This is a genomic window from Bradyrhizobium algeriense (assembly GCF_003062295.1).
Lineage (GTDB): Bacteria > Pseudomonadota > Alphaproteobacteria > Rhizobiales > Xanthobacteraceae > Bradyrhizobium > Bradyrhizobium algeriense.
Window position 1 is genome coordinate 1 of sequence record NZ_PYCN01000008.1, and the last position, 21,281, is coordinate 21,281.

The 21,281-nt window shown below is 62.8% G+C and carries 21 protein-coding genes and 1 pseudogene; 12 read left to right on the plus strand and 10 right to left on the minus strand.

Features of this window, described 5'->3' with window-relative positions; translation table 11 throughout:
* Positions 1-115: pseudogene (locus C7G61_RS17275) on the minus strand (IS110 family transposase); the annotation flags it as partial.
* Between the two features lie 261 nt (positions 116-376).
* Between C7G61_RS17275 and C7G61_RS17280 the strand changes: the two are divergent.
* Positions 377-601: a hypothetical protein gene (locus tag C7G61_RS17280; RefSeq protein WP_108516357.1), complete on the plus strand. Its 225-nt coding sequence runs from the start codon at positions 377-379 to the stop codon at positions 599-601.
* Positions 602-1,143: 542 nt separating this feature from the next.
* On the opposite strand, the gene C7G61_RS17290 is transcribed toward C7G61_RS17280, so the two are convergent.
* From C7G61_RS17290 to C7G61_RS17310, 5 genes are all read right to left on the minus strand, one after another.
* Positions 1,144-1,431, minus strand: coding sequence for a DUF3303 domain-containing protein (locus tag C7G61_RS17290; RefSeq protein ID WP_108516359.1), 288 nt, complete (start codon positions 1,429-1,431; stop codon positions 1,144-1,146).
* A 25-nt stretch (positions 1,432-1,456) separates the two neighbouring features.
* Positions 1,457-1,963, minus strand: a complete 507-nt coding sequence (locus C7G61_RS17295; RefSeq protein ID WP_108516895.1) for a DUF3455 domain-containing protein — start codon at positions 1,961-1,963, stop codon at positions 1,457-1,459.
* Between the two features lie 180 nt (positions 1,964-2,143).
* Complete coding sequence (locus C7G61_RS17300; RefSeq protein ID WP_244608348.1) at positions 2,144-2,617, minus strand: DUF3455 domain-containing protein; 474 nt, start codon at positions 2,615-2,617, stop codon at positions 2,144-2,146.
* Between the two features lie 196 nt (positions 2,618-2,813).
* Positions 2,814-4,028, minus strand: a complete 1,215-nt coding sequence (locus C7G61_RS17305; protein ID WP_108516363.1) for an NADP-dependent isocitrate dehydrogenase — start codon at positions 4,026-4,028, stop codon at positions 2,814-2,816.
* Between the two features lie 126 nt (positions 4,029-4,154).
* Positions 4,155-5,882: an alpha/beta hydrolase family protein gene (locus C7G61_RS17310; RefSeq protein WP_244608334.1), complete on the minus strand. Its 1,728-nt coding sequence runs from the start codon at positions 5,880-5,882 to the stop codon at positions 4,155-4,157.
* Positions 5,883-6,155: 273 nt separating this feature from the next.
* On the opposite strand from C7G61_RS17310, the gene C7G61_RS17315 reads away from it, so the two are divergent.
* The 3 genes from C7G61_RS17315 (at position 6,156) to C7G61_RS17325 (ending at position 8,931) form a co-directional block, all read left to right on the plus strand.
* The gene (locus tag C7G61_RS17315) at positions 6,156-7,361 is read left to right on the plus strand and encodes a TrmJ/YjtD family RNA methyltransferase (protein WP_108516365.1); all 1,206 of its coding nucleotides are present in this window, start codon (positions 6,156-6,158) and stop codon (positions 7,359-7,361) included.
* A 103-nt stretch (positions 7,362-7,464) separates the two neighbouring features.
* Positions 7,465-8,097 (plus strand): DUF1326 domain-containing protein, encoded by a 633-nt coding sequence (locus tag C7G61_RS17320; RefSeq protein WP_108516367.1) that lies wholly within the window; start codon positions 7,465-7,467, stop codon positions 8,095-8,097.
* Between the two features lie 45 nt (positions 8,098-8,142).
* The gene (locus C7G61_RS17325; protein WP_108516899.1) at positions 8,143-8,931 is read left to right on the plus strand and encodes a DUF2182 domain-containing protein; all 789 of its coding nucleotides are present in this window, start codon (positions 8,143-8,145) and stop codon (positions 8,929-8,931) included.
* Between the two features lie 59 nt (positions 8,932-8,990).
* On the opposite strand, the gene C7G61_RS17330 is transcribed toward C7G61_RS17325, so the two are convergent.
* Complete coding sequence (locus C7G61_RS17330; protein WP_108516369.1) at positions 8,991-9,881, minus strand: AraC family transcriptional regulator; 891 nt, start codon at positions 9,879-9,881, stop codon at positions 8,991-8,993.
* Positions 9,882-10,018: 137 nt separating this feature from the next.
* On the opposite strand from C7G61_RS17330, the gene C7G61_RS17335 reads away from it, so the two are divergent.
* A complete protein-coding gene (locus tag C7G61_RS17335; RefSeq protein WP_108516371.1) occupies positions 10,019-10,774 on the plus strand; it encodes an SDR family oxidoreductase in 756 nt (251 codons plus the stop codon).
* A gap of 133 nt (positions 10,775-10,907) precedes the next feature.
* Here C7G61_RS17335 and C7G61_RS17340 read toward each other — a convergent pair whose 3' ends face one another.
* Positions 10,908-11,570: a TetR/AcrR family transcriptional regulator gene (locus tag C7G61_RS17340; RefSeq protein ID WP_108516373.1), complete on the minus strand. Its 663-nt coding sequence runs from the start codon at positions 11,568-11,570 to the stop codon at positions 10,908-10,910.
* Positions 11,571-11,797: 227 nt separating this feature from the next.
* Between C7G61_RS17340 and C7G61_RS17345 the strand changes: the two genes are divergently transcribed.
* The 4 genes from C7G61_RS17345 to C7G61_RS17360 all read left to right on the plus strand — a co-directional run bounded on the left by C7G61_RS17345 (position 11,798) and on the right by C7G61_RS17360 (position 15,203).
* Entirely contained in the window at positions 11,798-12,340 is a 543-nt protein-coding gene (locus tag C7G61_RS17345) for an OsmC family protein (RefSeq protein ID WP_108516901.1), read from the plus strand.
* Positions 12,341-12,376: 36 nt separating this feature from the next.
* A complete protein-coding gene (locus tag C7G61_RS17350) occupies positions 12,377-13,501 on the plus strand; it encodes an acyl-CoA dehydrogenase family protein (protein WP_108516375.1) in 1,125 nt (374 codons plus the stop codon).
* A 49-nt stretch (positions 13,502-13,550) separates the two neighbouring features.
* Entirely contained in the window at positions 13,551-14,429 is an 879-nt protein-coding gene (locus tag C7G61_RS17355; protein ID WP_108516377.1) for a sulfurtransferase, read from the plus strand.
* Positions 14,430-14,591: 162 nt separating this feature from the next.
* Positions 14,592-15,203, plus strand: a complete 612-nt coding sequence (locus tag C7G61_RS17360) for a hypothetical protein (RefSeq protein ID WP_108516379.1) — start codon at positions 14,592-14,594, stop codon at positions 15,201-15,203.
* Positions 15,204-15,335: 132 nt separating this feature from the next.
* Here the strand turns inward: C7G61_RS17360 and C7G61_RS17365 are convergent, their stop codons facing one another.
* Positions 15,336-15,695, minus strand: coding sequence for a hypothetical protein (locus C7G61_RS17365; protein WP_108516381.1), 360 nt, complete (start codon positions 15,693-15,695; stop codon positions 15,336-15,338).
* Positions 15,696-15,831: 136 nt separating this feature from the next.
* Positions 15,832-17,754, minus strand: a complete 1,923-nt coding sequence (locus C7G61_RS17370) for a sigma 54-interacting transcriptional regulator (RefSeq protein ID WP_108516383.1) — start codon at positions 17,752-17,754, stop codon at positions 15,832-15,834.
* Positions 17,755-17,921: 167 nt separating this feature from the next.
* On the opposite strand from C7G61_RS17370, the gene C7G61_RS17375 reads away from it, so the two are divergent.
* The 3 genes from C7G61_RS17375 to C7G61_RS17385 all read left to right on the plus strand — a co-directional run bounded on the left by C7G61_RS17375 (position 17,922) and on the right by C7G61_RS17385 (position 21,272).
* Complete coding sequence (locus C7G61_RS17375) at positions 17,922-19,307, plus strand: CmpA/NrtA family ABC transporter substrate-binding protein (RefSeq protein WP_108516385.1); 1,386 nt, start codon at positions 17,922-17,924, stop codon at positions 19,305-19,307.
* Positions 19,308-19,500: 193 nt separating this feature from the next.
* The gene (gene ntrB, locus C7G61_RS17380; protein ID WP_108516387.1) at positions 19,501-20,340 is read left to right on the plus strand and encodes a nitrate ABC transporter permease; all 840 of its coding nucleotides are present in this window, start codon (positions 19,501-19,503) and stop codon (positions 20,338-20,340) included.
* A gap of 5 nt (positions 20,341-20,345) precedes the next feature.
* Positions 20,346-21,272 carry an ABC transporter ATP-binding protein gene (locus C7G61_RS17385; protein WP_108516389.1) on the plus strand — a complete coding sequence of 309 codons (927 nt, stop codon included), beginning with the start codon at positions 20,346-20,348 and terminating at the stop codon, positions 21,270-21,272.
* Positions 21,273-21,281: the final 9 nt, after the last annotated feature.

Here is a 21,281-nt window from a genome sequence, read left to right on the forward strand (position 1 = left end):
ACCACCTCTGCCGCAGCACGATGGCGCCGCGGTCATCATGACCCACGAGGTGGAACGAGTTCTTGCCGATATCGATGCCGATCACGGCGATCGCTGCGTTGAGTTTCTGAGACATGGCGTGCTCCTCTGAGCGCCCCTTGCCAGTTTCTCGTACTGGCAGGGCCGGAGCACGGCCGGACCATTCCATTAGCAGAAGTCGCGCTCGTGAAGGCGAAAGTAAGCTCGAAATAAACAGTCTCTGAACTGCTCGTTCGACCAGCGTTCACGTCAACCCTTTTAGAGTCTCCATCCAGGAACTGAAAGCCGGTACCCGTAGACGGAGTTCCAGCCGTGGAACCGACTCTACGCCGCTCAGTTATCCAATGGAGGAGACATCATGAAGAAGTTTCTTGTTTCGGCGGCAGCCGCAGCAATCATGACCGGCGCTGCCTACGCTCAGACGGAATTTTATGTAGTGCAAGACACCTCCACGAAGAAATGCACCGTCGTGGACAAGAAGCCGACCACGACCACCACTGTGGTTGTTGGCGACGGCAAGGTGTTCAAGACGCGCACCGCAGCTGAAACCGGGATGAAGACCATCAAGGTCTGCGCGCACTAAAGTTGGCGATGGCGAGAAGCAATAACGCCAGCTCCGTCCGTTCCCATCGACAAGAGTGAGGCCGCCGAAGCGGCCTCTCTATTCACGGGCACATAGCAACTGGAGGACCAGGAAATGTTGAAAGCAATGCGCAACTATGCGTTCGGTGCCGCAGCGGCGGCTGCTCTTTTTGTAATTCCGATCTCGGCTTTTTCCCAATCCATTGAGGTTGGACCGGGAGGCGTCCGAGTGTACGACGGTCGAGGGGGACAATGCGAGCAATTGCGGCGTGCCTGCGAAAACAAGGACGCGCTGGGGGAGCGGGGCGAAGGAAATTGCCGCAGATATCGTGAGACCTGCCAAAGGCCAGTTCGGAGGGATGTGTGCGCCGAATTGAGATATGCCTGCCTCAACAAGGACGAGTTGGGCGAACGAGGCGAAGGAAACTGCCGCAGGTATCGCGAGACTTGTAGAGGTCGGTTTTAAAGGTCGCTCATTCCTGGTGTTGGTAGTAGGGGATCAGTCGGGTCGCGCTCGATGAGCGCGATCCGCGCTGGTCTCGGCTACTTTTCGTCGAGGAACGGCGCGACGACTTCCCGCGTCTCCTTGCTCGGCACCACCGGGACAATCTCGAACGTCATGCCGAGATCGCGGTTGTTGGCCAGCACCCATTCCTGCAGCAGCCGCAAATCATCGCATTCCATGAGCTGGAAGCAGCGGTCGAAATTCGGCTCGATCCAGCTCCCGACATATTTCAGTCCATCCGGGAATTTGATGCCGGGATCGCGGACGCGCCGGTAGACCGGGACCGGGTCCTGGTTCTTGAAGCGCTCGATCACCATGAACAGCATCGGCAACTCCGGATGGGGCGGGACGTCAGCCCTTGCGCAGGAAAATGTAGTCTGCGGAGTAGGGCGCGTTGCGATAGCTGCCGGGCTTTTCGCACTCGCCCTCGAGTTTGCCGCCCGCCGTGTTGATCCGCTGCACCGTCGTGACGCCGGAGAGGATGCCGGTGCCGCGCCCGGAGGTCACGGTCAGTTTCAGCCAGGGAATATCGTTCGGCGTAGCACCGGGCGCATTGCCGACCGCCTTGCCGACGACGGCGCTGGAGTCGATGTGTTCCCAGTTCGGCCCTGCATAGTGCCGGCCGACGGTCTTGCCGTCGAGCAGCAGGGTTGCGGTCGGCTCGCGGAATGCCCAGGCCAGCTTGCCGCCGCTGGCAGCCTTGCACTCGTAGACCTGCGCGCCTTCCGCGTGAAGGGTGAGCACGATCGCTTCGCCGGGCGCGGCGATGGCGTCGGGAAGCGGCGTCTGGGCGGAGGCGTTCAAAATTGACGCCGACGATAGAAGCAGAGCGAGTGCGGTATTCCGGACAATTGGCATCATGAATCCATGGTGTTGGCCCGAAGGACCAACACCATTATCAGCCAATTATGCCATCGGCTTGGCGAGGTTGTCCGAAACCTTGTCGAGGAAGCCGGTCGTGGACAGCCAGCGCTGGTCGGCGCCGACCAGGAGCGCGAGGTCCTTGGTCATGTAGCCTTCCTCGACGGCAGCGTCGTGTCAGCCCTTGCGCAGGAACACGTAATCGGCCGAGTAGGGGACGCTTTCATAGGCGCCTGCCTTGTAGCAGGCGCCATTGAGCTTTCCACCCGACGTGTTGATCCGTTGCACTGTCGTCACCGGACTGAGAACACCGCTGCCGCGCCGGGAAGCCACTCCGAGCTTCAGCCAGGGAATGTCCATCGCGACCTGCCCTGGGGCGGTGCCGACGACCTGGCCGACCACCGCGCTGCCGTCGCTGTACTCCCAGTTCGGTCCGGCATAGTGCCGGCCGACCGTCTTGCCGTCCAGGAAAAGCGTCGCGATCGGCTCGCGAAACACCCAGGCGAGTGCGCCGTCGGCGCCGGTCTTGCATTCGTAAACCTGCGCGCCTTCGGCATGCAGCGTGAGCATCGCGGTTTCACCCGGTGCCGCGATGGCCTCGGGAAGCGATTTCTGGGCGGATGCGCTGACGAGCGACCCGGTGAGAAAGATGGCAGTGAGTACGGCGTTCTTAGGGAACGACACGGTATTGCTCCGTCGTTGGTTTTCTATCACTGCGAGCCAACGGGCCGCGCGAATGCGCGACCGACGACAGGCTCCGAGCAATCCATCGTACCCAAGCGGAGGCATGGATTGTTCGTCGCTCTGCCCCTCGCAATGACGGGGAGGGACTTGCGGATAAGGCGGTTTACGCCGCCATCGCCTTGGCGAGGTTGTCCGAGACCTTGTCGAGGAAACCGGTGGTGGACAGCCAGCGCTGGTCGGCGCCGACCAGGAGCGCGAGGTCCTTGGTCATGTAGCCTTCCTCGACGGTCGCGACGCAGACCTTTTCCAGCGTGTCGGCGAATTTCGCGAGTTCCGGGTTGTTGTCGAGCTTGGCGCGGTGGGAGAGGCCGCGGGTCCAGGCGAAGATCGACGCGATCGAATTGGTCGAGGTCTCCTTGCCCTTCTGGTGCTCGCGGTAGTGCCGGGTCACCGTGCCGTGGGCGGCTTCGGCTTCCACCGTCTTGCCGTCGGGCGTCAGCAGCACCGAGGTCATCAGGCCGAGCGAGCCGTAGCCTTGGGCCACCGTATCCGACTGCACGTCGCCGTCGTAGTTCTTGCAGGCCCAGACATAGCCGCCGGACCATTTCAGCGCGGAAGCGACCATGTCGTCGATCAGGCGGTGTTCGTAAGTGAGCCGCTTGGCCTCGAATTCCTTCTTGAATTCGCGGTCGTAGATGTCCTGGAAGATGTCCTTGAAGCGGCCGTCATAGACCTTGAGAATCGTGTTCTTGGTCGAGAGATAGACCGGATAGCCGCGCAAGAGGCCGTAGTTCAGCGAGGCGCGGGCGAAATCGATGATGGAATCGTCGAGGTTGTACATTCCCATTGCGACGCCGGCGTCGGGGGACTTGAACACTTCCCTCTCGATCACGGTGCCGTCTGCGCCGACGAACTTCATCGACAGGGTGCCTGCGCCGGGGAACTTGAAGTCGGTGGCGCGGTACTGGTCGCCATAGGCATGGCGGCCGATGATGATCGGCTTGGTCCAGCCCGGGACCAGGCGCGGCACGTTCTTGCAGATGATCGGCTCGCGGAAGATCACGCCGCCGAGGATGTTGCGGATGGTGCCGTTCGGCGACTTCCACATTTCCTTCAGGCCGAATTCCTTCACCCGGGCCTCGTCGGGGGTGATGGTGGCGCATTTGACGCCGACGCCGACCTTCTTGATGGCGTTGGCGGCGTCGATCGTGACCTGGTCGTTGGTCTGGTCGCGGTACTCCATTCCGAGGTCAAAATACAAAAGCTCGACATCGAGGAAGGGGGTGATCAGCTTGTCCTTGATGTACTGCCAGATGATCCGGGTCATCTCGTCGCCATCGAGTTCGACGACGGGGTTGGTCACCTTGATTTTTGCCATGATGGAGGGGGCCTTTTCTCGGAAAACCGCGCATTTGGGCGGGGTGGATGATTATACGGGGCCTATAGCACCGCAAACCGGCGGGCGAAAGCCGAGCCGTTATGCACTTTCTGCCCATCCTTTAGATTAGATTGCTGCCTGGGTCGCCGTCCCCGCGACCACGTACCAGGTCACGAACAGGCCGCAGATCAGGGCGCCGGGCAGGCTGGAGCCGGTTCGTCGCCAGGTGAAGGTCGCAATGACGGCGCAGATCGCCAGCAGCGGCACGAACTGGATGGCGACGATGGTCGACAGCGGCACGAAGCCGGGGTCGGGCAGCGGGTTGAACAGTTTTCCGGTGAGCCAGAGAATGGCGTATTGCCCGCCCACGAGCACGATAAAGCCCAGCGTCAGCGCCAGGATATTGGTCAAATAAAGCGCCCCGCGGGGCGCGGCCATGGTCGAGAAATTGCGGTGCAGGACATGCAGCGCGATCACGAAAAACGCCGTGAACGGCACGAGATAGATCAGGAAGATCAAAAACTGCTTCGCGCTCATCAGCTTCAGCGCGACGATCCAGAACCGGAAGTCGATCTTGAAGGCGAGGTCGGCCAGCCATAGTGCCGCATAGCCGATCGCGACGGACGCGACGGCGATCACGACCGACTGCAGGACGATGCCGCTCCGGCTGGCGCGTTTGGGTGAGAACCGCATCAAAGCGAGCGTGATCAGGCCGTTGATGACCGCCCAGACCAGGATCTGGTTGGTGATGCCCTGCGGCAGGAAGGCGGAGGGTGTTAGGAACGTGCCGCCCAGCGCAAACGCCGGATAATAAGTCAGCGCCGGGATGAAGGCGGACAGGATGAAGGCCGCGGTCCAGCGCCGGCCGCTCGCTGCGGTGTGCTCGGGCATGGTGCCGTCGGCAATCTTCGGCAGCCGCAGCCGGGAATACATCGGCGCTTCCAGCAGCGCATCGAAGGCGCCGATCAAAAGCGCCACAAAACCGAGCAGCGCGATTAGCGTGCCGATCTCCTTAGCGAGCCAGATCTGGTCATCAACCGGGCGGGGCGTGCCGCCCTGCAGGGTCTTTGCGAACCAGTCGAGGCTGTGGCCGATGGCCTCGTGGGAGATGTGCTCGGCGGGATGGGTGATGGCGGGGGTGTAGAGCACCCGCGCCGTGCCTTGCGCGATGTCGCCATAGACCTTGCCGGGTTCCACCGGCCCTTGCGTGCCGAACAGCGCCCACAGCTTCGGACTCTGGGTGACGTCGCGGGCCTTGTCGACGCCCCACATCAGGGTCGAGAACTCTTCATATTGGGCGAACACCAGCGCCACGTTTCGCGGCCAGCTTGGGGTCCCTTCGGCGGCGAACGGCTTGCCGGTCGACGAGCCCTCCAGCACGATCGACTTGTAGTCGTTGGGCGCGGCAGTGGCCGCCGCCAGCACGGTCCAGCCGCCCATCGAGTGCCCCTCGAGCCCGATATTGTTCTTGTCAACGATTTCGAGGTTGCGCAGGTAGGCGAGGCCATCGGGGCCGCCGAAGCCGTTGGCGAAGGCCGGCGGGTCGCTATAGCCATGGCCGGTCTGGTCGAGGGCTAAGACCACATAGCCGCGGCGGGCGAATTCGATGGCAAAGCCGTCCTGGGTCTCGCGCGAATTGATGTAGCCGTGGACCGCGAGGATTCCGGGGGCCGGAATCTGCGGCGTGGCATTCGCTGGGATGTAGAGCAGGGCGCTCATGGTGTTGCCCTTGGCGCCCTTGAACCTGACATCCTGGATCTTGATGCCGCCTGCAGTCTGCGTCAGATGGGCGAGCAGCCCGCCCGCCAGGATCAGGATCACGCCCAGAATTGCCAACGACCACCTGCCGCGCATGGACGCCTCCCCGTGTGCCCTTCGCCGTTGAACCGGCGTTCGGGATTGTTTGCAGCTTCGCTTTGATTGTGGTTGTTAGCCTATCCGAAAGTCGAACGCGCGCAAGCGGCGGGGCGGGAATCAAGCTTCCTTGAGGCTTTGATCGAGCGTTCGGAGAGGTTACTAAGCCGCGCAGCAGGCTTCTCGAATTCCGCCATCCAAAAACGCGCGGCCGTTCAAACTCTTCAGAGGTTGAATCAACTCCGGAAGTTGAACCAGAAAGTGAAGTAACGAATGTCCGGTTCGGGCACCGATAAAACCAAGTCCGGTTGGGACTTAGCCGGACCCGTTGTGATCCTCGTCGAGCCGCAGCTCGGCGAGAATATCGGCATGGCCGCGCGGGCGATGGGCAATTTCGCGCTTTCCCGTCTAAGAATCGTCAACCCGCGCGATGGCTGGCCGAACATCGCCGCGCAACGGGCGGCGGCCGGCGCCGACCAGATTCTGGAACAGGCCCAACTGTTCGACACCGTCGAGCAGGCGGTCGCTGATCTGACGCTGCTGTTTGCCACCACCGCCCGCGCCCACGACCAAGCCAAGCCGGTGGTCGCGCCGGTGGAAGCAGCAGCCGAGATCGTGGCCCATGTCGACGCCGGCGGCGGGGCCGGCATCATGTTCGGCCGGGAGCGTTACGGCCTGCAGAACGAAGAAGTGGCGCTCGCCAACCGGATCATCACCTTCCCGGTCAACCCGGGTTTCGCTTCGCTCAATCTGGCGCAGGCAGTGCTCTTGATCGGCTATGAGTGGTTCAAGCTGTCGACGGGCGGCGCCCTGCCGTTCGCGATGCCGGAGCGCTCCGAGCCGGCTTCGCAGCACCAGATGCAGGCCTTCTTCGACAATCTGGTCCGGGAACTCGACAAGGTCGAATTCCTGCGCCCGCGCGAGAAGCGCGAGACCATGCTGGTGAACCTGCGCAACATCTTTACCCGGATGGACCCGACCAAGCAGGACATGCACACTTTGCACGGCGTGGTGATGGCGATCGCCGAAGGCCGCAAAGGACCGGCCAAAGGTGGCGTGCTCGACGGCGAGCAGGCGACGCGGCTGCGCGCTTTGCTGGCCGAGCACGGGCAGGGGCCGGCGGTGCCCGGCGACAGTTCTACCGTGCGCGGGCTGGCCCGGCTGCTGCGGCGGAACCCGACCGACGCCGAGCGGGTCCTGTGGCAGGCGCTGACCCGCGACCGCCGTTTTGCCGGCCAGTTCAAGCGCCAGACCCCTGTGGGGCGCCACATTCCGGATTTCGTCTCCTTCGTGCACCGGCTCGCGATCGAGCTGGTCAATCCGAACGAGTCGGAGGCCATTGTCGCCGACCGCGCCGGCCGCAAGACGTGGCTGGAAGCACGCGATTACCGTGTGATCGAGATGAAGGTCGCCGAAGTCGAGCGCGATCTGGTCGCGGAACTCGCTCGGCTCGAGGCGAAGCTGCTCGAGCGCAGCTAGGCGGGCCTATCCGGCAAGCTGGCCGGCGCTCCCTGTCCCCGGGCGCGCAAACGGGATAAGCTCACTTCGGCAGTCCAATCGAATACGCAAACGGAGGTGTGCGATGGCTACATCTGACTGGCGTCTCGAAGGCGAATGGATCAAGAACTGCAATTGCGCATTTGGCTGCCCGTGCGATTTCAATGCGCTGCCGACCCAGGGCTATTGCAAGGGCACGGTCGGCATGCGGATCACCAAGGGACATTTCGAGAAGACCAAACTCGACGGCCTGGTTTTCGCGGCGACCGTTCATTTTCCCGGCGCGCTGCATGAGGGCAATGGCCAGTTGCAGCCGATCATCGACGAGCGCGCCACGCCGGAACAACGCGAAGCACTTTTCAATATCATGTCGGGTCAGAACTCCGCCGAAGGCACGCTATTCCAGATTCTCAGCCTGATCGTGACCAAGATGCATGAACCGTTGTTCGTGCCGATCGAGTTCTCATTCGACAAGGATGGGCGCGTTGCGCGTATGGTGGCCAAGGGCGTGCTGGAGACCGAGGTCGAGCCGATCAAGAATCCGGTGACGGGAGAACCTCACCGCATCCAGGTCGTGATGCCCGAGGGCTTCGAGCACAGGGCGGCCGAGGTTGCTTCGGCCAACATCCGCTCGACCGGCGCCATCAAGTTCGACACCAAGGGCACCCATAGTTCGCTTGCCAATGTCGTCCAGACGCCGGAGGGCGTTGCGGCCTAGCGCTGCGCCCTAATCTCTACACGCCCAGTAGCGGGTGGGTTTATGATGGCGACCTCGGCGCTCGAGCAGACCCTGCGGCACGATCGCCTGATCGTGGCCATCGGAATAGCCGTCGTCGTTGCGTTCTCCTGGGGCTATCTGATTGCCGGCGCAGGCATCGACATGAGCATGGCCGACATGTCGATGGACCCTGAGCCGTGGTCGCCGGCCCAGGCATGGCTCATGTTCGCGATGTGGTGGGTGATGATGGTCGCGATGATGGTGCCCAGCGCAGCCCCCATGATCCTGCTGTTCGCCGCCATCAAGCGCAGGCAGGCGACCGCGGACAGTCCCGTCATCTCAAGCTGGCTGTTTCTCGCCGGCTATCTCGTGATCTGGGCAGGCTTTAGTCTCGTCGCTGTCTCGGTGCAGTGGGCACTTGAACAGTCTGGATTGCTGTCCGGCATGATGGCGAGCACCAGCAATTTGCTCGCCGGGATCATCCTGCTTGCGGCCGGGCTCTACCAGTTCACCCCGATCAAGCGCGCCTGTCTGCGCTACTGCCAGAGCCCGGTGTTCTTCCTGAGCCGACACTGGCAACCGGGCGCCATCGGGGCGCTGCGCATGGGCTTCCGCCACGGCGGCTATTGCGTCGGCTGCTGCTGGTTCCTGATGGCGCTGCTGTTCGTGGTCGGCGTCATGAACCTGGCCTGGGTCGCGGCGGTCGCGATCTATGTCGGGTTGGAGAAATTGCTGCCGCGCAGCCCATGGCTCAGCCGCGCCGTAGGCGTGGGGCTGATTGTGGCCGGCGGCGCGGTGCTGGTGCACAGTTTCGGTGCCACCGCGTCCTTGTAGCTCGTCTCGGACACCGCGGCGCTCGATGCTTGATTGGCCGCAACACGATCGTCATCGGACTAGGCAGCCTGGCCATTGCCCCTTGCCGTCTTCGTCTCTCGAACGGGCGGCAAGCCGAACATGCGTCCGTATTCCCGGGTGAACTGAGAGACGCTCTGGTAGCCGACCGCGAATGCCGCGCTGCTCGCGGTCACGCCATCCGACAACATCAGCCGTCTCGCCTCGATCAGACGCAATTGTTTCTGGAACTGCAGCGGAGAAAGCGACGTCACGGTGCGAAAGTGCTGGTGGAAGGACGCTGGGCTCATCCCGGCAACAGCCGCCAGGTGCTCAACCCGCAATGGCTGAGCGAACTGGGCTCGAAGCACCGCGACCGCGCGCGCCACACGCTGCACATGGCCGTCCGGCCAGCCAAGATGTCGGATCGTCGCCCCGTGCCGTCCGGCCAGGAGCCAGTAGTGCATCTCACGCACCAACTGTGCGCGCAGCACTGGCACCGATGCCGGGCGCTCAATCAGGCGCATCAGCCGAAGCGCCGCGTCGGTGACCTCGGCATCGGTCGGCTGGTGGCGCACCGGCGCGCCCTCGGCGACCGGCACGGCCTCCATCTCCACGCCGAGGTCTGCGATCAGGGCCGGATCCAGGTCCAATACAAGCGAGAAGTAGGGCGCTGCGATGCCGGCCCGCGTGACCTGGCTCACCGTTGGCACGTCAGCCGTGATCAGCAGAGAGTCGCCGGCGCTGAACGTGAAAGCCCGATTGCCCATCGTCACATGCTTGGTTCCCTGCAGCACGAGGCAGACGAGCGGTCGGGAGATCGCGTAGTCCAGGCCGCTAGGTGCGGTCGCACGAATGGTCGTCAGGCCAGGAATTGGGGTTCGAGCAACCCCGGCCGGATCGGCAAAGGCCTCCGCGTATCGGCGAACAACCTTGAGGAGAGTATCGGTCATGCGGCGATCCTACTGCGCTTGAACCGATGCGTAAATTCGATCTGTAGGAATAGGCAAGGATTGTCGAGGTTCCGGCAACAAAGACAGGCTCCCGGGCTGCATATCAGCGTCGCCACCCAAGCAACAGGAGCCTAGCCATGAACAAGATCGCTCTCATCACCGGAGCAAGCCGCGGGCTTGGCCGGAACACTGCGCTCAACATCGCCCGCAAGGGTAGCGACGTCATCATCACTTATCAGAGCCGCGAGGAAGACGCTCGAGCCGTCGTCGCCGAGATCGTGGCGACGGGTCGCGAGGCGATCGCACTCCAGCTCGATGTTAGCGATATCTCTGCGTTCAAGCCTTTCGCTGACCGGCTGCGGACTGCGCTGCGGAAGACCTGGCAGCGCGATACGTTCGATCACCTTGTCAACAACGCCGGCCATGGTGACATGGCGTTGATCGCGGAGACGACCGAAACGCAGTTCGACAAGCTGGTTGACGTCCATTTCAAGGGCGTGTTTTTCCTCACTCAGGCACTGTTGCCGCTGATCACGGACGGCGGCCGGATCGTGAACCTGTCCTCCGGCCTAACCCGCATCTCCTTCCCCGGCTTCTCCGTCTATTCGGCTGTGAAGGGTGCGGTCGAGGTGCTCAGCGTTTACATGGCGAAGGAACTCGGCAGTCGCGGCATCGCGGTCAATACCGTGGCGCCGGGCGCGATCGAGACAGACTTCCTCGGAGGGGCCGTCCGCGACACGCCGGATCTCAACAACACCTTCGCGGGCATGACTGCCCTTGGTCGTGCCGGTGTGCCTGATGACATCGGCCCGATGATCGCGAGCCTGCTGACCGACGACAACCGCTGGATCAACGCCCAGCGGATCGAAGTCTCCGGCGGCCAGGTCATTTGACCGATATGCTGGACCGCATCGCCCCCTTGTGTCACGCTCACTGAAGGCGCTGCCTGCGCGCTACGCGGTCCTGATCGGCTGAACCGCGACGAGTTGCTCGCCCACCAGACAGCGTGACAACTAAGACGCCTGGCTACACCGCGACGAGCTGCCCGGCCGCGCTGCTGGCGCGTTTGGCCTTCTTCACCTTCGAAGGCCCGAACAGACTGCCCGCGGCAAGGCCGGCGGTATCGGCGACGTCGGGATCGCGCGAGACCATGGCGGCGACGATGGCGCCGTCGATCAACAATGCAAGTTGATGGGCCAGCATTTGCGGTTCGGCCGCCCCCATCTCGCCGGCGAGATTTTCGATATGGGCCAGCACCACTTTCTTGTGGCGCAGTGCGATATTGCGGAACTGCTTGGCGTCCTTGTCGTGCTCGGCGACCGCGTTGATGAAGGGGCAGCCGTAGAAGCGCTCCTCGGCGAACCAGCACTTCAGCGCCGGAAAGATCCGCGTCAATTTCGCCTGCGCGTCGCCGCCGCCATCTTCCATCGCGCCGATGAACCATTCGCGCCACGCCTTGCCTTCGCTCTCCAGCACGGCGTTGACGAGGTTGGTCTTCGATCCGAACAATTTGTAGAGCGTGGTCTTGGCGGTGCCGGCCTCGTCGATGATGGCATCGATGCCGGTGGCGTTGATGCCATTCTTGCAGAACAGATGCGTCGCCGCGCTAAGCAGGCGTCCGCGCGCGGATTCCTCATCGCCTGCGCCGCGTGCCGCGACAGATTTCCTCTTTGAAACCGATTTGCCCATGCGCCGCAGTTAATCGGAGCGCCGCGCAATCATCAAGTCGCATCTTTGCGCCGAAATTAATCGCAGGCACGCGGCAGTTGCTTCGTGCCTGTGCAGCGCGGCGCTGACCAATTTCCGTGCAGCGATCGCTAAGCGGCGGGAGGGCTTCGCCTTTTGGTTTTGAACCGATCTGGCACGCTTAATGCAGGAAACAGAACGTTCGGTATCCTACCCTAGGGAGAGAAATGATGACCGCGGTCGCTCAAAAAACGGTGCTTACAGGCTGCCTGGCGCCGATCGACAAAAACGGGCTGGAACAGCTCATCGCCAACGGCAAGGCCAATCCGAAGGTCATCAAGACCTTGAAGTGCAAGACGGTGGCGGAAGGCAAGTTCCGCCACGCCAACTACATCCGCAACCTCGCGCCCTATATCGTCGACGAGCCGCCGGGCCTGCTCGGCGACGACACCGCGCCCAATCCGTCGGAAGCATCACTCGCCGCGCTCGGCTCCTGCCTTGCGGTCGGCCTGCACGCCAACGCCGTTCACCGCGGCTGGATCGTCAACAAGCTCGAACTCGAACTCGAGGGCGATCTCAACATCACGGCGGTGTGGGGCACCGGTGACGTCAGCGAGAAGCCGGTCGGCTTCACCGACGTGCGGGTCAAGGTCGACATGGAATGCGAGGGCATTCCGAAGGCCGAGATCGACGCGCTGGTGGCTCACGTCAAGCAGTGGTCGCCGGTCGCCAACACCTTTACCCGCCCGGTCAATCTCGAAGTCAGCGCGTAGGCGGCCACGGCAGGCCAATGAGGTGTGGAGGGGTTGATGGGTTCACTGGCGGTATCCCGGCTCGCGATTGACGCAACTCTGCCATCGGCGTCGATCGCCGATCAGGTAGCAGTGATTGCGCGCAAAGAACTCGCACCCCAGGCGCTGGCGATCGACGAGGGCACACTCTACCCCGATGCCTTGCTCCGGCGGCTCGGCGAAGCCGGCGCCTGGGGCAGCCACCAACCGGTGAATGGCGCGGCCGATCTGCGCTGCGCCATTCAATCGATCGCAGCGCTTGGCGAAGTCTGCGGCGCCACCGCCTTCATGGCGTGGTGCCAGAACACGCTGGTCTGGTACGCCTCGAATTCGGGCAATCCAAAACTCGTCGCCAAATTCGCCGATAAGTTCGCCAGCGGCGAAATTCTCGGCGGCACCGGGCTGTCCAACCCGATGAAGAGTTTTTTCGGCATCGAGAAGCTGAAACTGAAAGGACGCAAGGTCGAGGGCGGTTACGTCGTGCGCGGCGCGCTGCCCTGGGTGTCAAATCTGGGCGCCGAGCATTTCTTCGGCACCATCTTCGAGCGCGAGGATGGGCCCGGCGGCATCGTGATGTTCCTTGCCGATTGCTCCAATCCAGCGATCACGCTGCAGCCGTGCAAGCCGTTCCTCGCGATGGACGGCACCGGCACCTACGGCGTGCAGTTTCGCGATGTCTTCGTGCCGGACGAATTGATTCTGGCCGAGCCGGCAGGACCCTTTGTCAAAAAAATCCGCGCCGGCTTCATTCTGCTGCAGGCCGGCATGGCGCTCGGCCTGATCAAGGATTGCATCCAGATCATGGACGAGCTCGCGGCGCCGCTCGGCCACGTCAACCGCTATCTGCCGCAGCAACCACTGCAGTTCCGCGAACTCCATGCCGAGTTCGAGAAGGAGACGATGGCGCTCGCGCACGATCCCTACAACACCGACGACAGCTATTGGCGCCGTGTCGTGGCGCTGCGGCTGCGCCTTGGCGACGCCAGTGTCGCGGCCGCCCACGCGGCGATGCTCCATTGCGGCGCGCGCGGCTACCTGAAGAGCCACCGCGCCCAGCGCCGGCTTCGCGAGGCCTATTTCGTTGCCATCGTCACCCCCGCCACCAAGCAGCTTCGCAAGATGCTGGCTGGCGACGAGCACTAAAGGATTTCCGACCGACCCAACCAGCAACCACAAACAGGAGAGGCCTGCCATGACGGACGTTCTGATTACTGCCGGCGAACTCGCGGAATTCCTCACGAAAGAGCCGTGTGTCATCATCGACACCCGCAATCCCGAAGCCTACGGCGCGGGGCATCTCGCCGGCGCCGTCAATGTCCATGAAATCTTCACTTATCTGGCGACCTCGACGCCGGAAGGCATTCACGAACTGAAGACGAAATTCGCCGACGCGTTCGGCGCTGCCGGATTGTCCGGCAAGGAAACCGCCGTCATCTACGAACAGTCGATGAATTCCGGTTTCGGCCAGTCCTGCCGCGGCTATTACCTGCTGACCATGCTCGGCTATCCCAAGATCAAGGTGTTGCATGGTGGCTACGATGCCTGGGCGGCAGCGGGCCTGCCGGTGACCACGGACGTGCCGTCGCCGGTAAAGGCGTCGTTCACGGTCGTACCTGAAGCGGGCGACATCCTGATCGACGCCAAGACCATGCTCGCCGCCGTCGGCAAGCCTGGCATCGCGCTGCTCGACGTGCGCGACATCGACGAGTGGATCGGCGAAAGCTCGTCGCCTTATGGGAAGGATTTTTGCCCGCGCAAGGGACGCATCCCCGGCGCCGTCTGGCTCGAGTGGTACCGCATGATGAAGCCGACCGCGGAAGGGCCGCGCTTCAAGTCGAAGAACGAGATCCTGGCGGAATGCGCCACCGTCGGCATCACCGAGAATACGCCGGTTTATCTCTACTGCTTCAAGGGGGCGCGCGCCTCCAACACGTTCCTCGCCTTGAAGAACGCCGGCGTGAAGGATGTCCGGATGTATTTCGGTTCCTGGAACGAATGGTCGCGCGATCCGTCGCTGCCGATCGAGGAGGGGCTGCCGACGGAGGCCAAGCTCACCACCAAGGCGGCGTAAGGGCGCGTTGGATGTTTGCAGCCTGATTCGAGCGGATCAGGCTGCAACCCGCGGCGTCGAGATCGACGCAACATCGCCATGTGGTGGAACCGCGCCACCGCGTCGCTCTGGCGTTCCCGGCCTCCAATGCGTATAATCGCGGCGCACTTGGTGGTCCCGCGAATGTCTAATTTCACACGCAGCTTAGGTCTCGCACTCGCCTTCGCGATGCTCTGTCTCGGCGGGCAAGCGGCCCACGCCCAGGCCTCGCCGGTGAACTACTGGATACCGGGCTGGCCGATGGGTTTCAGCGGCGACGCAGGCGAGAGCCCGAACGCTTACGGCAGCTTTCCGAGCTTCGATTTCCGCGACGTCGGAAACGTCTCTTCCTATGCGCGGTACAATTTTTCGAATGGCTTTTTTGTCGGCAGCCAGCGCAGCAGCATGGGCCTCAGCGGCATCAGCCAGAGTGCGTTCGGTAGTTTCGGTTCGCTCTATAGCGAAGGCGTGCAGTTCGGCTACAGCTTGAAGAACAGCGGCTTGCCCGTCACCTTCTATGCCGGTTTCGACACGCTGAAATACAATACCGGCATCGGCGGCCCGTTCGCGCCGTTCGATTCCAAGTCCGGCACGCTGCCGATCTCCAGCGTGAATGCCGGCGTCGAATTCCAGGCGACGTCGAATCTCAGCCTGTCGCTCGGGGTCGGCTACGTCCAGCAGTCGGGCCGGATCGACAGCGAGTTCAACTCGCTGCCTGGAGCCTCACCGTTCGCCATCGGCGGGCGGCGCTATTAGGGCATGTGCCCGTAATTAAGTCAGGCCCGCTTTGCTCTCGGAAGGCGATTATCAAGCCGACATTGATGCATGTCGCCTTTGGACCCAAATGCCGGACTTCGGCAGAGCGTCCAACCGAACCTGCACTTCACTTCACTCGTCCTCAAAGACATTTCCGTATGCTTGGCCTTTTTCGTCATCGCTCCGATGTGAGGACAACCAAATTGGCTCGTCGCAGAGATTTTCACGTATCAAAGCAGCTACTAGCGCTTGACCCAGCAAAATTGGATCGCAAAGGACCAGGGGATGGCGCGTCACAAAGCAATCCACGCGCCAATGGCGATTGAAACCCTCGATAAAATCAGGCTGCCAAGCGAAATAGCGCGCGACCGGAGTCAACGTCTTTCCGCTATCCGAGGCGTTGCGACGCACGTGATAAACCTCGCCCGATCGAGATTTGTCCGCGATTGTGCAGTCCGCTGAGAAGTCAGGATTGAGATCAAATCTCTTCATATATCGCTCGGCTCCGGTTGAGATTTCCTATCACAGCCGTAACAAGGAGCGAGTTGTTCGGGTCACAAGCCACTGATCATGGTCAAGCCGGGTGGCTTTTCCGTGGGAAGCCGACGTTTTTGAGTACACGCGCCAACTAACCAGCCAAGCCGCGCGCATTCGTAATCCCCAGCGCCTTGATGCGCGAGGCCAGCGTGGTCGGCTTGATATCCAGCATTTCCGCTGCACCGCCGGGGCCGAAGACCTTGCCGGAACAGGCCTGAAGCGCGGCAAGAATATTGGCGCGCTCGTGCGCGCGCATTTCGGATGCGGTCATGACGACCGGGCGGGCATCGGCTTTCACGCGTGCCGAGCCGGGGGAGGGCTGAACGCCGGATGTATCTGGCAGATCGATGCGCAGCCGGCCGTTCTGCGCGAGGATCGCCGCGCGCTCGATCACGTTCTGCAGTTCGCGGACGTTGCCGGGCCAATCGTAGCGCGAAAGCCGGCGCGCATCGCCTTCGGACAGGCGCAGCTCGGATTTCAGCGCCTTGCTCTCGCGCGTCAAAAAATGCTGCGCCAACAGCGGAATGTCCTCGCGCCGCTCGCGCAGCGGGACTGATTCCACCGGAAACACGTTGAGGCGGAAGTAGAGATCTTCGCGAAACCGGCCGCGCTGCACTTCCTGCTTGAGATCGCGGTTGGTGGCGGCGATCAGGCGGACGTCGACCGCACGGGTGCGCTCTTCGCCGACGCGTTCGAAATTGCCTTCCTGCAGCACGCGCAACAGCTTGCCTTGGAGTTCGAGCGGAATTTCGCCGACCTCGTCGAGAAACAGCGTGCCGCCGTCGGCGAGCTCGAATCGCCCGATGCGGTCGCGCATCGCGCCGGTGAAGGCGCCGCGGACGTGACCGAAGAACTCGCTTTCGAACAGTTCGCGTGGGATCGCCGCGCAATTGACCCGGATCAGCGGCCGGTCGCGGCGGCTGCTTGCCTCGTGGATGGCGCGCGCGATCAGTTCCTTGCCGGTGCCGGATTCGCCCGTGATCATCACGGCCGCCGATGTCGGCGCCACCAGCTTGACCTGGCGCAGCGTCTTCTGGATCGCCTCGCTCTGGCCGATGATGCCGCGCGGATTGGTCTCGATGCGGATTTCTTCCTGCAGGTAAGCGTTTTCCAGCTCCAGCCGCTCGCGCAGGCGATCGACCTCGGCGAGTGCCGCGTGCAGTTTTTCATCGGCCTCGCGGCGCTGGCTGACGTCGCGGAATACGATGACCGCGCCGACGACGACGCCGCGGTCGCGGATCGGCGTCGAAGTGTATTCGACCCAGACCGGCGTGGCGTCCTTGCGCCAGAACACCTCGCCCTCGACCTGGTGCACGGCGCCATCGCGAAACGCCGCGTAGATCGGGCAGTCATGATCGGGATAGTGCCGCCCGTCATGATGGGTGTGATGAACGATCGGGTGGATTTCCTTGCCGACCAGCTCTTCCGCCGCCCAGCCCAGCATGCGCTCGGCCGCCGGATTGACGAAGGTGGTCTTGCCCTCGGCGTTGACGCCGTAAATGCCTTCGCCGGCGGCGCGCAGGATCAACTGGTTTTCGCGCTCGATGTCCTGGAACACGCGCTCGACCCGTTGCCAGGTCGCGATCCCGCCGCGCATGTGGTCCTCGGCCGCGGCATCGACATAGCGGCGGCGGCGTGCATCGAGGTCGCTCATGGTGAGCAGCACCAGCGCGCGGCCGTCACCCGGCACGAGCGAGCCGGCATATTCGAGCCTGAGCGTTTGCCCGGTGGCGTGGCGCGGCGTCAGCGCATTGGTCCAGAACGCGCCCTTGTCGAGCACGGCCTGGGTGAACACGATCAGCGCGGGGAGTTGGCCTGCATGCAGCGTGCTGACTTTGGTTTGCCGCAACAGCGCGCGGTCGTAGCCGAGCAGGGCGCAGGCGGCCGGATTGGCGTCGAGGATCAGGTCGGCACGGGGATCGAGCAGCAGCGCTGGCTCGACCGCGAACTCGAACGCGGCGGTGTGAAGGCTGGCGTCTTGCGGCGCGGCCGTGGAACCCAAGGCCAGATCCATTTGATCGACTCCGAAAATTCGTAATCCAGCTACGATATTTCGTTTATCACGAATTTTCGTAATCACCAACGAAGCCGCAAATCCCTGCGACATCAACGTAATTGCCGAAGAAGAGGGCTGGCATGTGCCTTGCTTAATTAGGGGGCAACGCCCGTGCAGGAGGTCTCATGTCTACCTTCGACAATCCATTCGATCCCGATCGCCGTCTTCGTGCCGGTGGCTGCAGTTGCGGCCAGCATGTCAGCGAGGCCGAACATGAACATGCGGCCTCGGCGCTGCGCTGCGAGCCCGCGCCGAGCGAGGACAAGCGCTACGAGGGCGTCGTCGCCTCCGCCGTGATGCGGGCGATGTTTCCCAGGGATGCCGCACGGCGCGCGTTCCTGAAATCGGTCGGCGCCTCGACCGCGCTGGCCGCGATCTCGCAATTCTTTCCGCTTCAGACCGCGACCGAGGTTTTTGCGCAAGGCGGGGCGCCCGAGAAGAAGGACCTCAAGGTCGGCTTCATTCCGATCACCTGCGCGACGCCGATCATCATGGCAGCCCCGCTCGGCTTCTATTCCAAGCACGGCCTCAACGTCGAAGTGGTGAAGACCGCCGGCTGGGCGGTGATCCGCGACAAGACCATCAACAAGGAATACGACGCAGCCCACATGCTGGCGCCGATGCCGATCGCGATCTCGCTGGGGCTGGGCGCCAATGCGATCCCGTTCACGGTGCCGGCGATCGAGAACATCAACGGGCAGGGCATCACGCTCGCCATGAAGCACAAGGACAAGCGCGATCCGAAGGACTGGAAGGGCATGAAGTTCGCCATTCCGTTCGACTATTCGATGCACAACTATTTGCTGCGCTATTACCTCGCCGAACACGGCCTCGATCCCGATACCGACGTGCAATTGCGCTCGGTGCCGCCGCCGGAAATGGTCGCCAACCTCCGCGCCGACAACATCGACGGCTTCCTCGCGCCCGACAACATCTGCCAGCGTGCGATCTATGACGGCGTCGGCTTCATGCACATCCTGTCGAAGGAGATCTGGGACGGTCATCCCTGCTGCAGCTTTGCCGCCAGCAAGGAATTCATTACCAGCTCGCCGAACAGCTTTGCGGCGCTGACGCGCGCGATCGTGGACGCAACCGCCTATGCGTCGAAAGCCGAAAACCGCAAGCAGATCGCGGAAGCGATCGCGCCGGCGAACTACATCAACGCGCCCGTCACCGTGCTGGAGCAGGTGTTGACCGGCACCTATGCGGACGGCCTGGGCGGTGTGAAGACGGATGCCAAGCGTGTCGATTTCGATCCATTCCCCTGGCAGTCCTTTGCGGTGTGGATGCTGACCCAGATGAAGCGCTGGGGCCAGATCAAGGGCGACGTCGATTACAAGGCGGTGGCGGAACAGGTTTATCTCGCGACCGACACCGGCAAGGTCATGAAGGAGATGGGACTGACACCGCCGACGACGTCGTACAAATCGTTCGCGGTGATGGGCAAGACGTTCGATCCGGCGAAGCCGGACGATTATCTCGCCAGCTTCAAGATCAGGAAGGCGTCGTGAGGGGCGGGACGCAACTACATTTTCGGCTGTCGTCCCGGCGAACGCCGGGATCCCAGCGCGAGCGCAAATTGCGCTCGTCGCGGCGCCGTGCCGTCTCTTTCAGGCATGATGTCAGAGGCCTTCCTTCATTACTAGCGCCGCGGCGTATGGATCCCTGCGTTCGCAGGGACGACGTGCTGAGGGACTATCCCCGATGACCTTCTCCCTTCGCTTCCGCGCAGCCGTGGTCTCGATCGTGCTGTTCGCCGCGTTTCTCGGCATCTGGCATCTCGCCACGCGCTCGACGGCCGCGACCACCACCATGACGCCGGAATACGCCAAGCTGATGGGGCTGACGGCGACGCAAGGCAAGTCGGCGATGCCGGGTCCGCTCGATGTCGGCGCGAAATTGTGGGAGCATCTCAAGCAGCCGTTTTACGACAAGGGGCCGAACGACAAGGGCCTCGGTATCCAGCTCGGCTATTCCATCGGCCGCGTCGGCCTCGGCTATCTGCTGGCGGTGCTCGTCGCCATCCCGCTGGGCTTCCTGATCGGCATGTCGCCCTTGATCAGCAAGGCACTCGACCCGTTCATCCAGGTGCTGAAGCCGATCTCGCCGCTCGCCTGGATGCCTCTTGCGCTCTACACCATCAAGGATTCCTCGATCTCGGCGATTTTTGTCATTTTCATCTGCTCGGTGTGGCCGATGCTGCTCAACACCTCGTTCGGCGTCGCCGCGGTGCGCAAGGAATGGATCAACGTCGCGCGCACGCTGGAGGTCGGCACCATCAGGCGCGCCTTCACGGTGATCCTGCCGGCGGCCGCACCGACGATTCTCACCGGTATGCGGATTTCGATCGGCATCGCCTGGCTCGTCATCGTCGCGGCCGAGATGCTGGTCGGCGGCACCGGCATTGGCTACTTCGTCTGGAACGAGTGGAACAACCTCTCGATCACCAATGTCATCATCGCGATCCTCCTGATCGGGATCGTCGGCATGCTGCTCGACCAGATTCTGGCGCGCTTCACGCGCATGGTCACGTTCCCGGAATAGCTGTGATGACCGACAAATTCATTTCCATCGAAGGCATCGCGCGGCGCTATCCCGGCGCGGATGGCGATCAGACCGCCGTGTTCGAAGATCTCTGGCTGTCGATGAACCGCGGCGAGTTCGGCTGCGTGATCGGGCATTCCGGCTGCGGCAAGACCACGGTCTTGAACATCCTGGCCGGCCTCGACGAGCCGAGCGAGGGCGCGGTCATCGTCGACGGACAGGCCATTGAAGGCACCAGCCTCGACCGCGCGGTGATCTTCCAGAGCCACGCGCTGCTGCCGTGGCGCACCGTGCTCGGCAACGTCGCCTATGCAGTGACCTCGAAATGGCGCAAATGGGATCGCGCCAAGGTGAAGGCGCATGCGCAGAAGTTCATCGATCTGGTCGGGCTGACCGGTTCCGAGCACAAGCGTCCGTCGGAACTCTCCGGCGGCATGAAGCAGCGCGTCGGCATTGCGCGGGCACTTTCGATCACGCCGAAAATCATGCTGATGGACGAGCCGTTCTCGGCACTCGATGCGCTGACGCGCGGCACGCTGCAGGACGAGGTGCGCCGCATCTGTCTCGAAACCGGACAAACCGCCTTCATGATCACCCATGACGTCGATGAGGCGATCTATCTCGCCGACAAGATTTTCCTGATGACCAACGGGCCCGGCGCTGTGCTGGCCGAGATCGTGGAAAATCCGCTGCCGAAGGATCGCGGCCGCATCGATCTGCACCGCCATCCCTACTACTACGCGCTGCGCAATCACATCGTCGACTTCCTGGTCAGCCGCAGCAAGACATTTGCGGCTGATGTGGCCAATCACGATCCGCGCAACGTGCCGGTGGTGCGGCCGGGCAAGCCGGAATTGGTAATTGCCGCCGAGGCAGAGGATTCAATACAGGCGTCATGGCCGGGCTTGTCCCGGCCATCCACGTCTTCCTGACAGCAAGCA

Coding starts and splice junctions, on each gene's coding strand:
- ntrB (WP_108516387.1), top strand. CDS start 19,501: ATGACCTTCTCCCTTCGCTTCCGCGCAGCCGTGGTCTCGATCGTGCTG.
- C7G61_RS17315 (WP_108516365.1), top strand. CDS start 6,156: ATGTCCGGTTCGGGCACCGATAAAACCAAGTCCGGTTGGGACTTAGCC.
- C7G61_RS17360 (WP_108516379.1), top strand. CDS start 14,592: ATGTCTAATTTCACACGCAGCTTAGGTCTCGCACTCGCCTTCGCGATG.
- C7G61_RS17310 (WP_244608334.1), bottom strand. CDS start 5,882: ATGCGCGGCAGGTGGTCGTTGGCAATTCTGGGCGTGATCCTGATCCTG.
- C7G61_RS17330 (WP_108516369.1), bottom strand. CDS start 9,881: ATGACCGATACTCTCCTCAAGGTTGTTCGCCGATACGCGGAGGCCTTT.
- C7G61_RS17375 (WP_108516385.1), top strand. CDS start 17,922: ATGTCTACCTTCGACAATCCATTCGATCCCGATCGCCGTCTTCGTGCC.
- C7G61_RS17340 (WP_108516373.1), bottom strand. CDS start 11,570: ATGGGCAAATCGGTTTCAAAGAGGAAATCTGTCGCGGCACGCGGCGCA.
- C7G61_RS17365 (WP_108516381.1), bottom strand. CDS start 15,695: ATGAAGAGATTTGATCTCAATCCTGACTTCTCAGCGGACTGCACAATC.
- C7G61_RS17350 (WP_108516375.1), top strand. CDS start 12,377: ATGGGTTCACTGGCGGTATCCCGGCTCGCGATTGACGCAACTCTGCCA.
- C7G61_RS17385 (WP_108516389.1), top strand. CDS start 20,346: ATGACCGACAAATTCATTTCCATCGAAGGCATCGCGCGGCGCTATCCC.
- C7G61_RS17355 (WP_108516377.1), top strand. CDS start 13,551: ATGACGGACGTTCTGATTACTGCCGGCGAACTCGCGGAATTCCTCACG.
- C7G61_RS17345 (WP_108516901.1), top strand. CDS start 11,798: ATGACCGCGGTCGCTCAAAAAACGGTGCTTACAGGCTGCCTGGCGCCG.
- C7G61_RS17290 (WP_108516359.1), bottom strand. CDS start 1,431: ATGCTGTTCATGGTGATCGAGCGCTTCAAGAACCAGGACCCGGTCCCG.
- C7G61_RS17370 (WP_108516383.1), bottom strand. CDS start 17,754: ATGGATCTGGCCTTGGGTTCCACGGCCGCGCCGCAAGACGCCAGCCTT.
- C7G61_RS17335 (WP_108516371.1), top strand. CDS start 10,019: ATGAACAAGATCGCTCTCATCACCGGAGCAAGCCGCGGGCTTGGCCGG.
- C7G61_RS17280 (WP_108516357.1), top strand. CDS start 377: ATGAAGAAGTTTCTTGTTTCGGCGGCAGCCGCAGCAATCATGACCGGC.
- C7G61_RS17325 (WP_108516899.1), top strand. CDS start 8,143: ATGGCGACCTCGGCGCTCGAGCAGACCCTGCGGCACGATCGCCTGATC.
- C7G61_RS17320 (WP_108516367.1), top strand. CDS start 7,465: ATGGCTACATCTGACTGGCGTCTCGAAGGCGAATGGATCAAGAACTGC.
- C7G61_RS17295 (WP_108516895.1), bottom strand. CDS start 1,963: ATGCCAATTGTCCGGAATACCGCACTCGCTCTGCTTCTATCGTCGGCG.
- C7G61_RS17305 (WP_108516363.1), bottom strand. CDS start 4,028: ATGGCAAAAATCAAGGTGACCAACCCCGTCGTCGAACTCGATGGCGAC.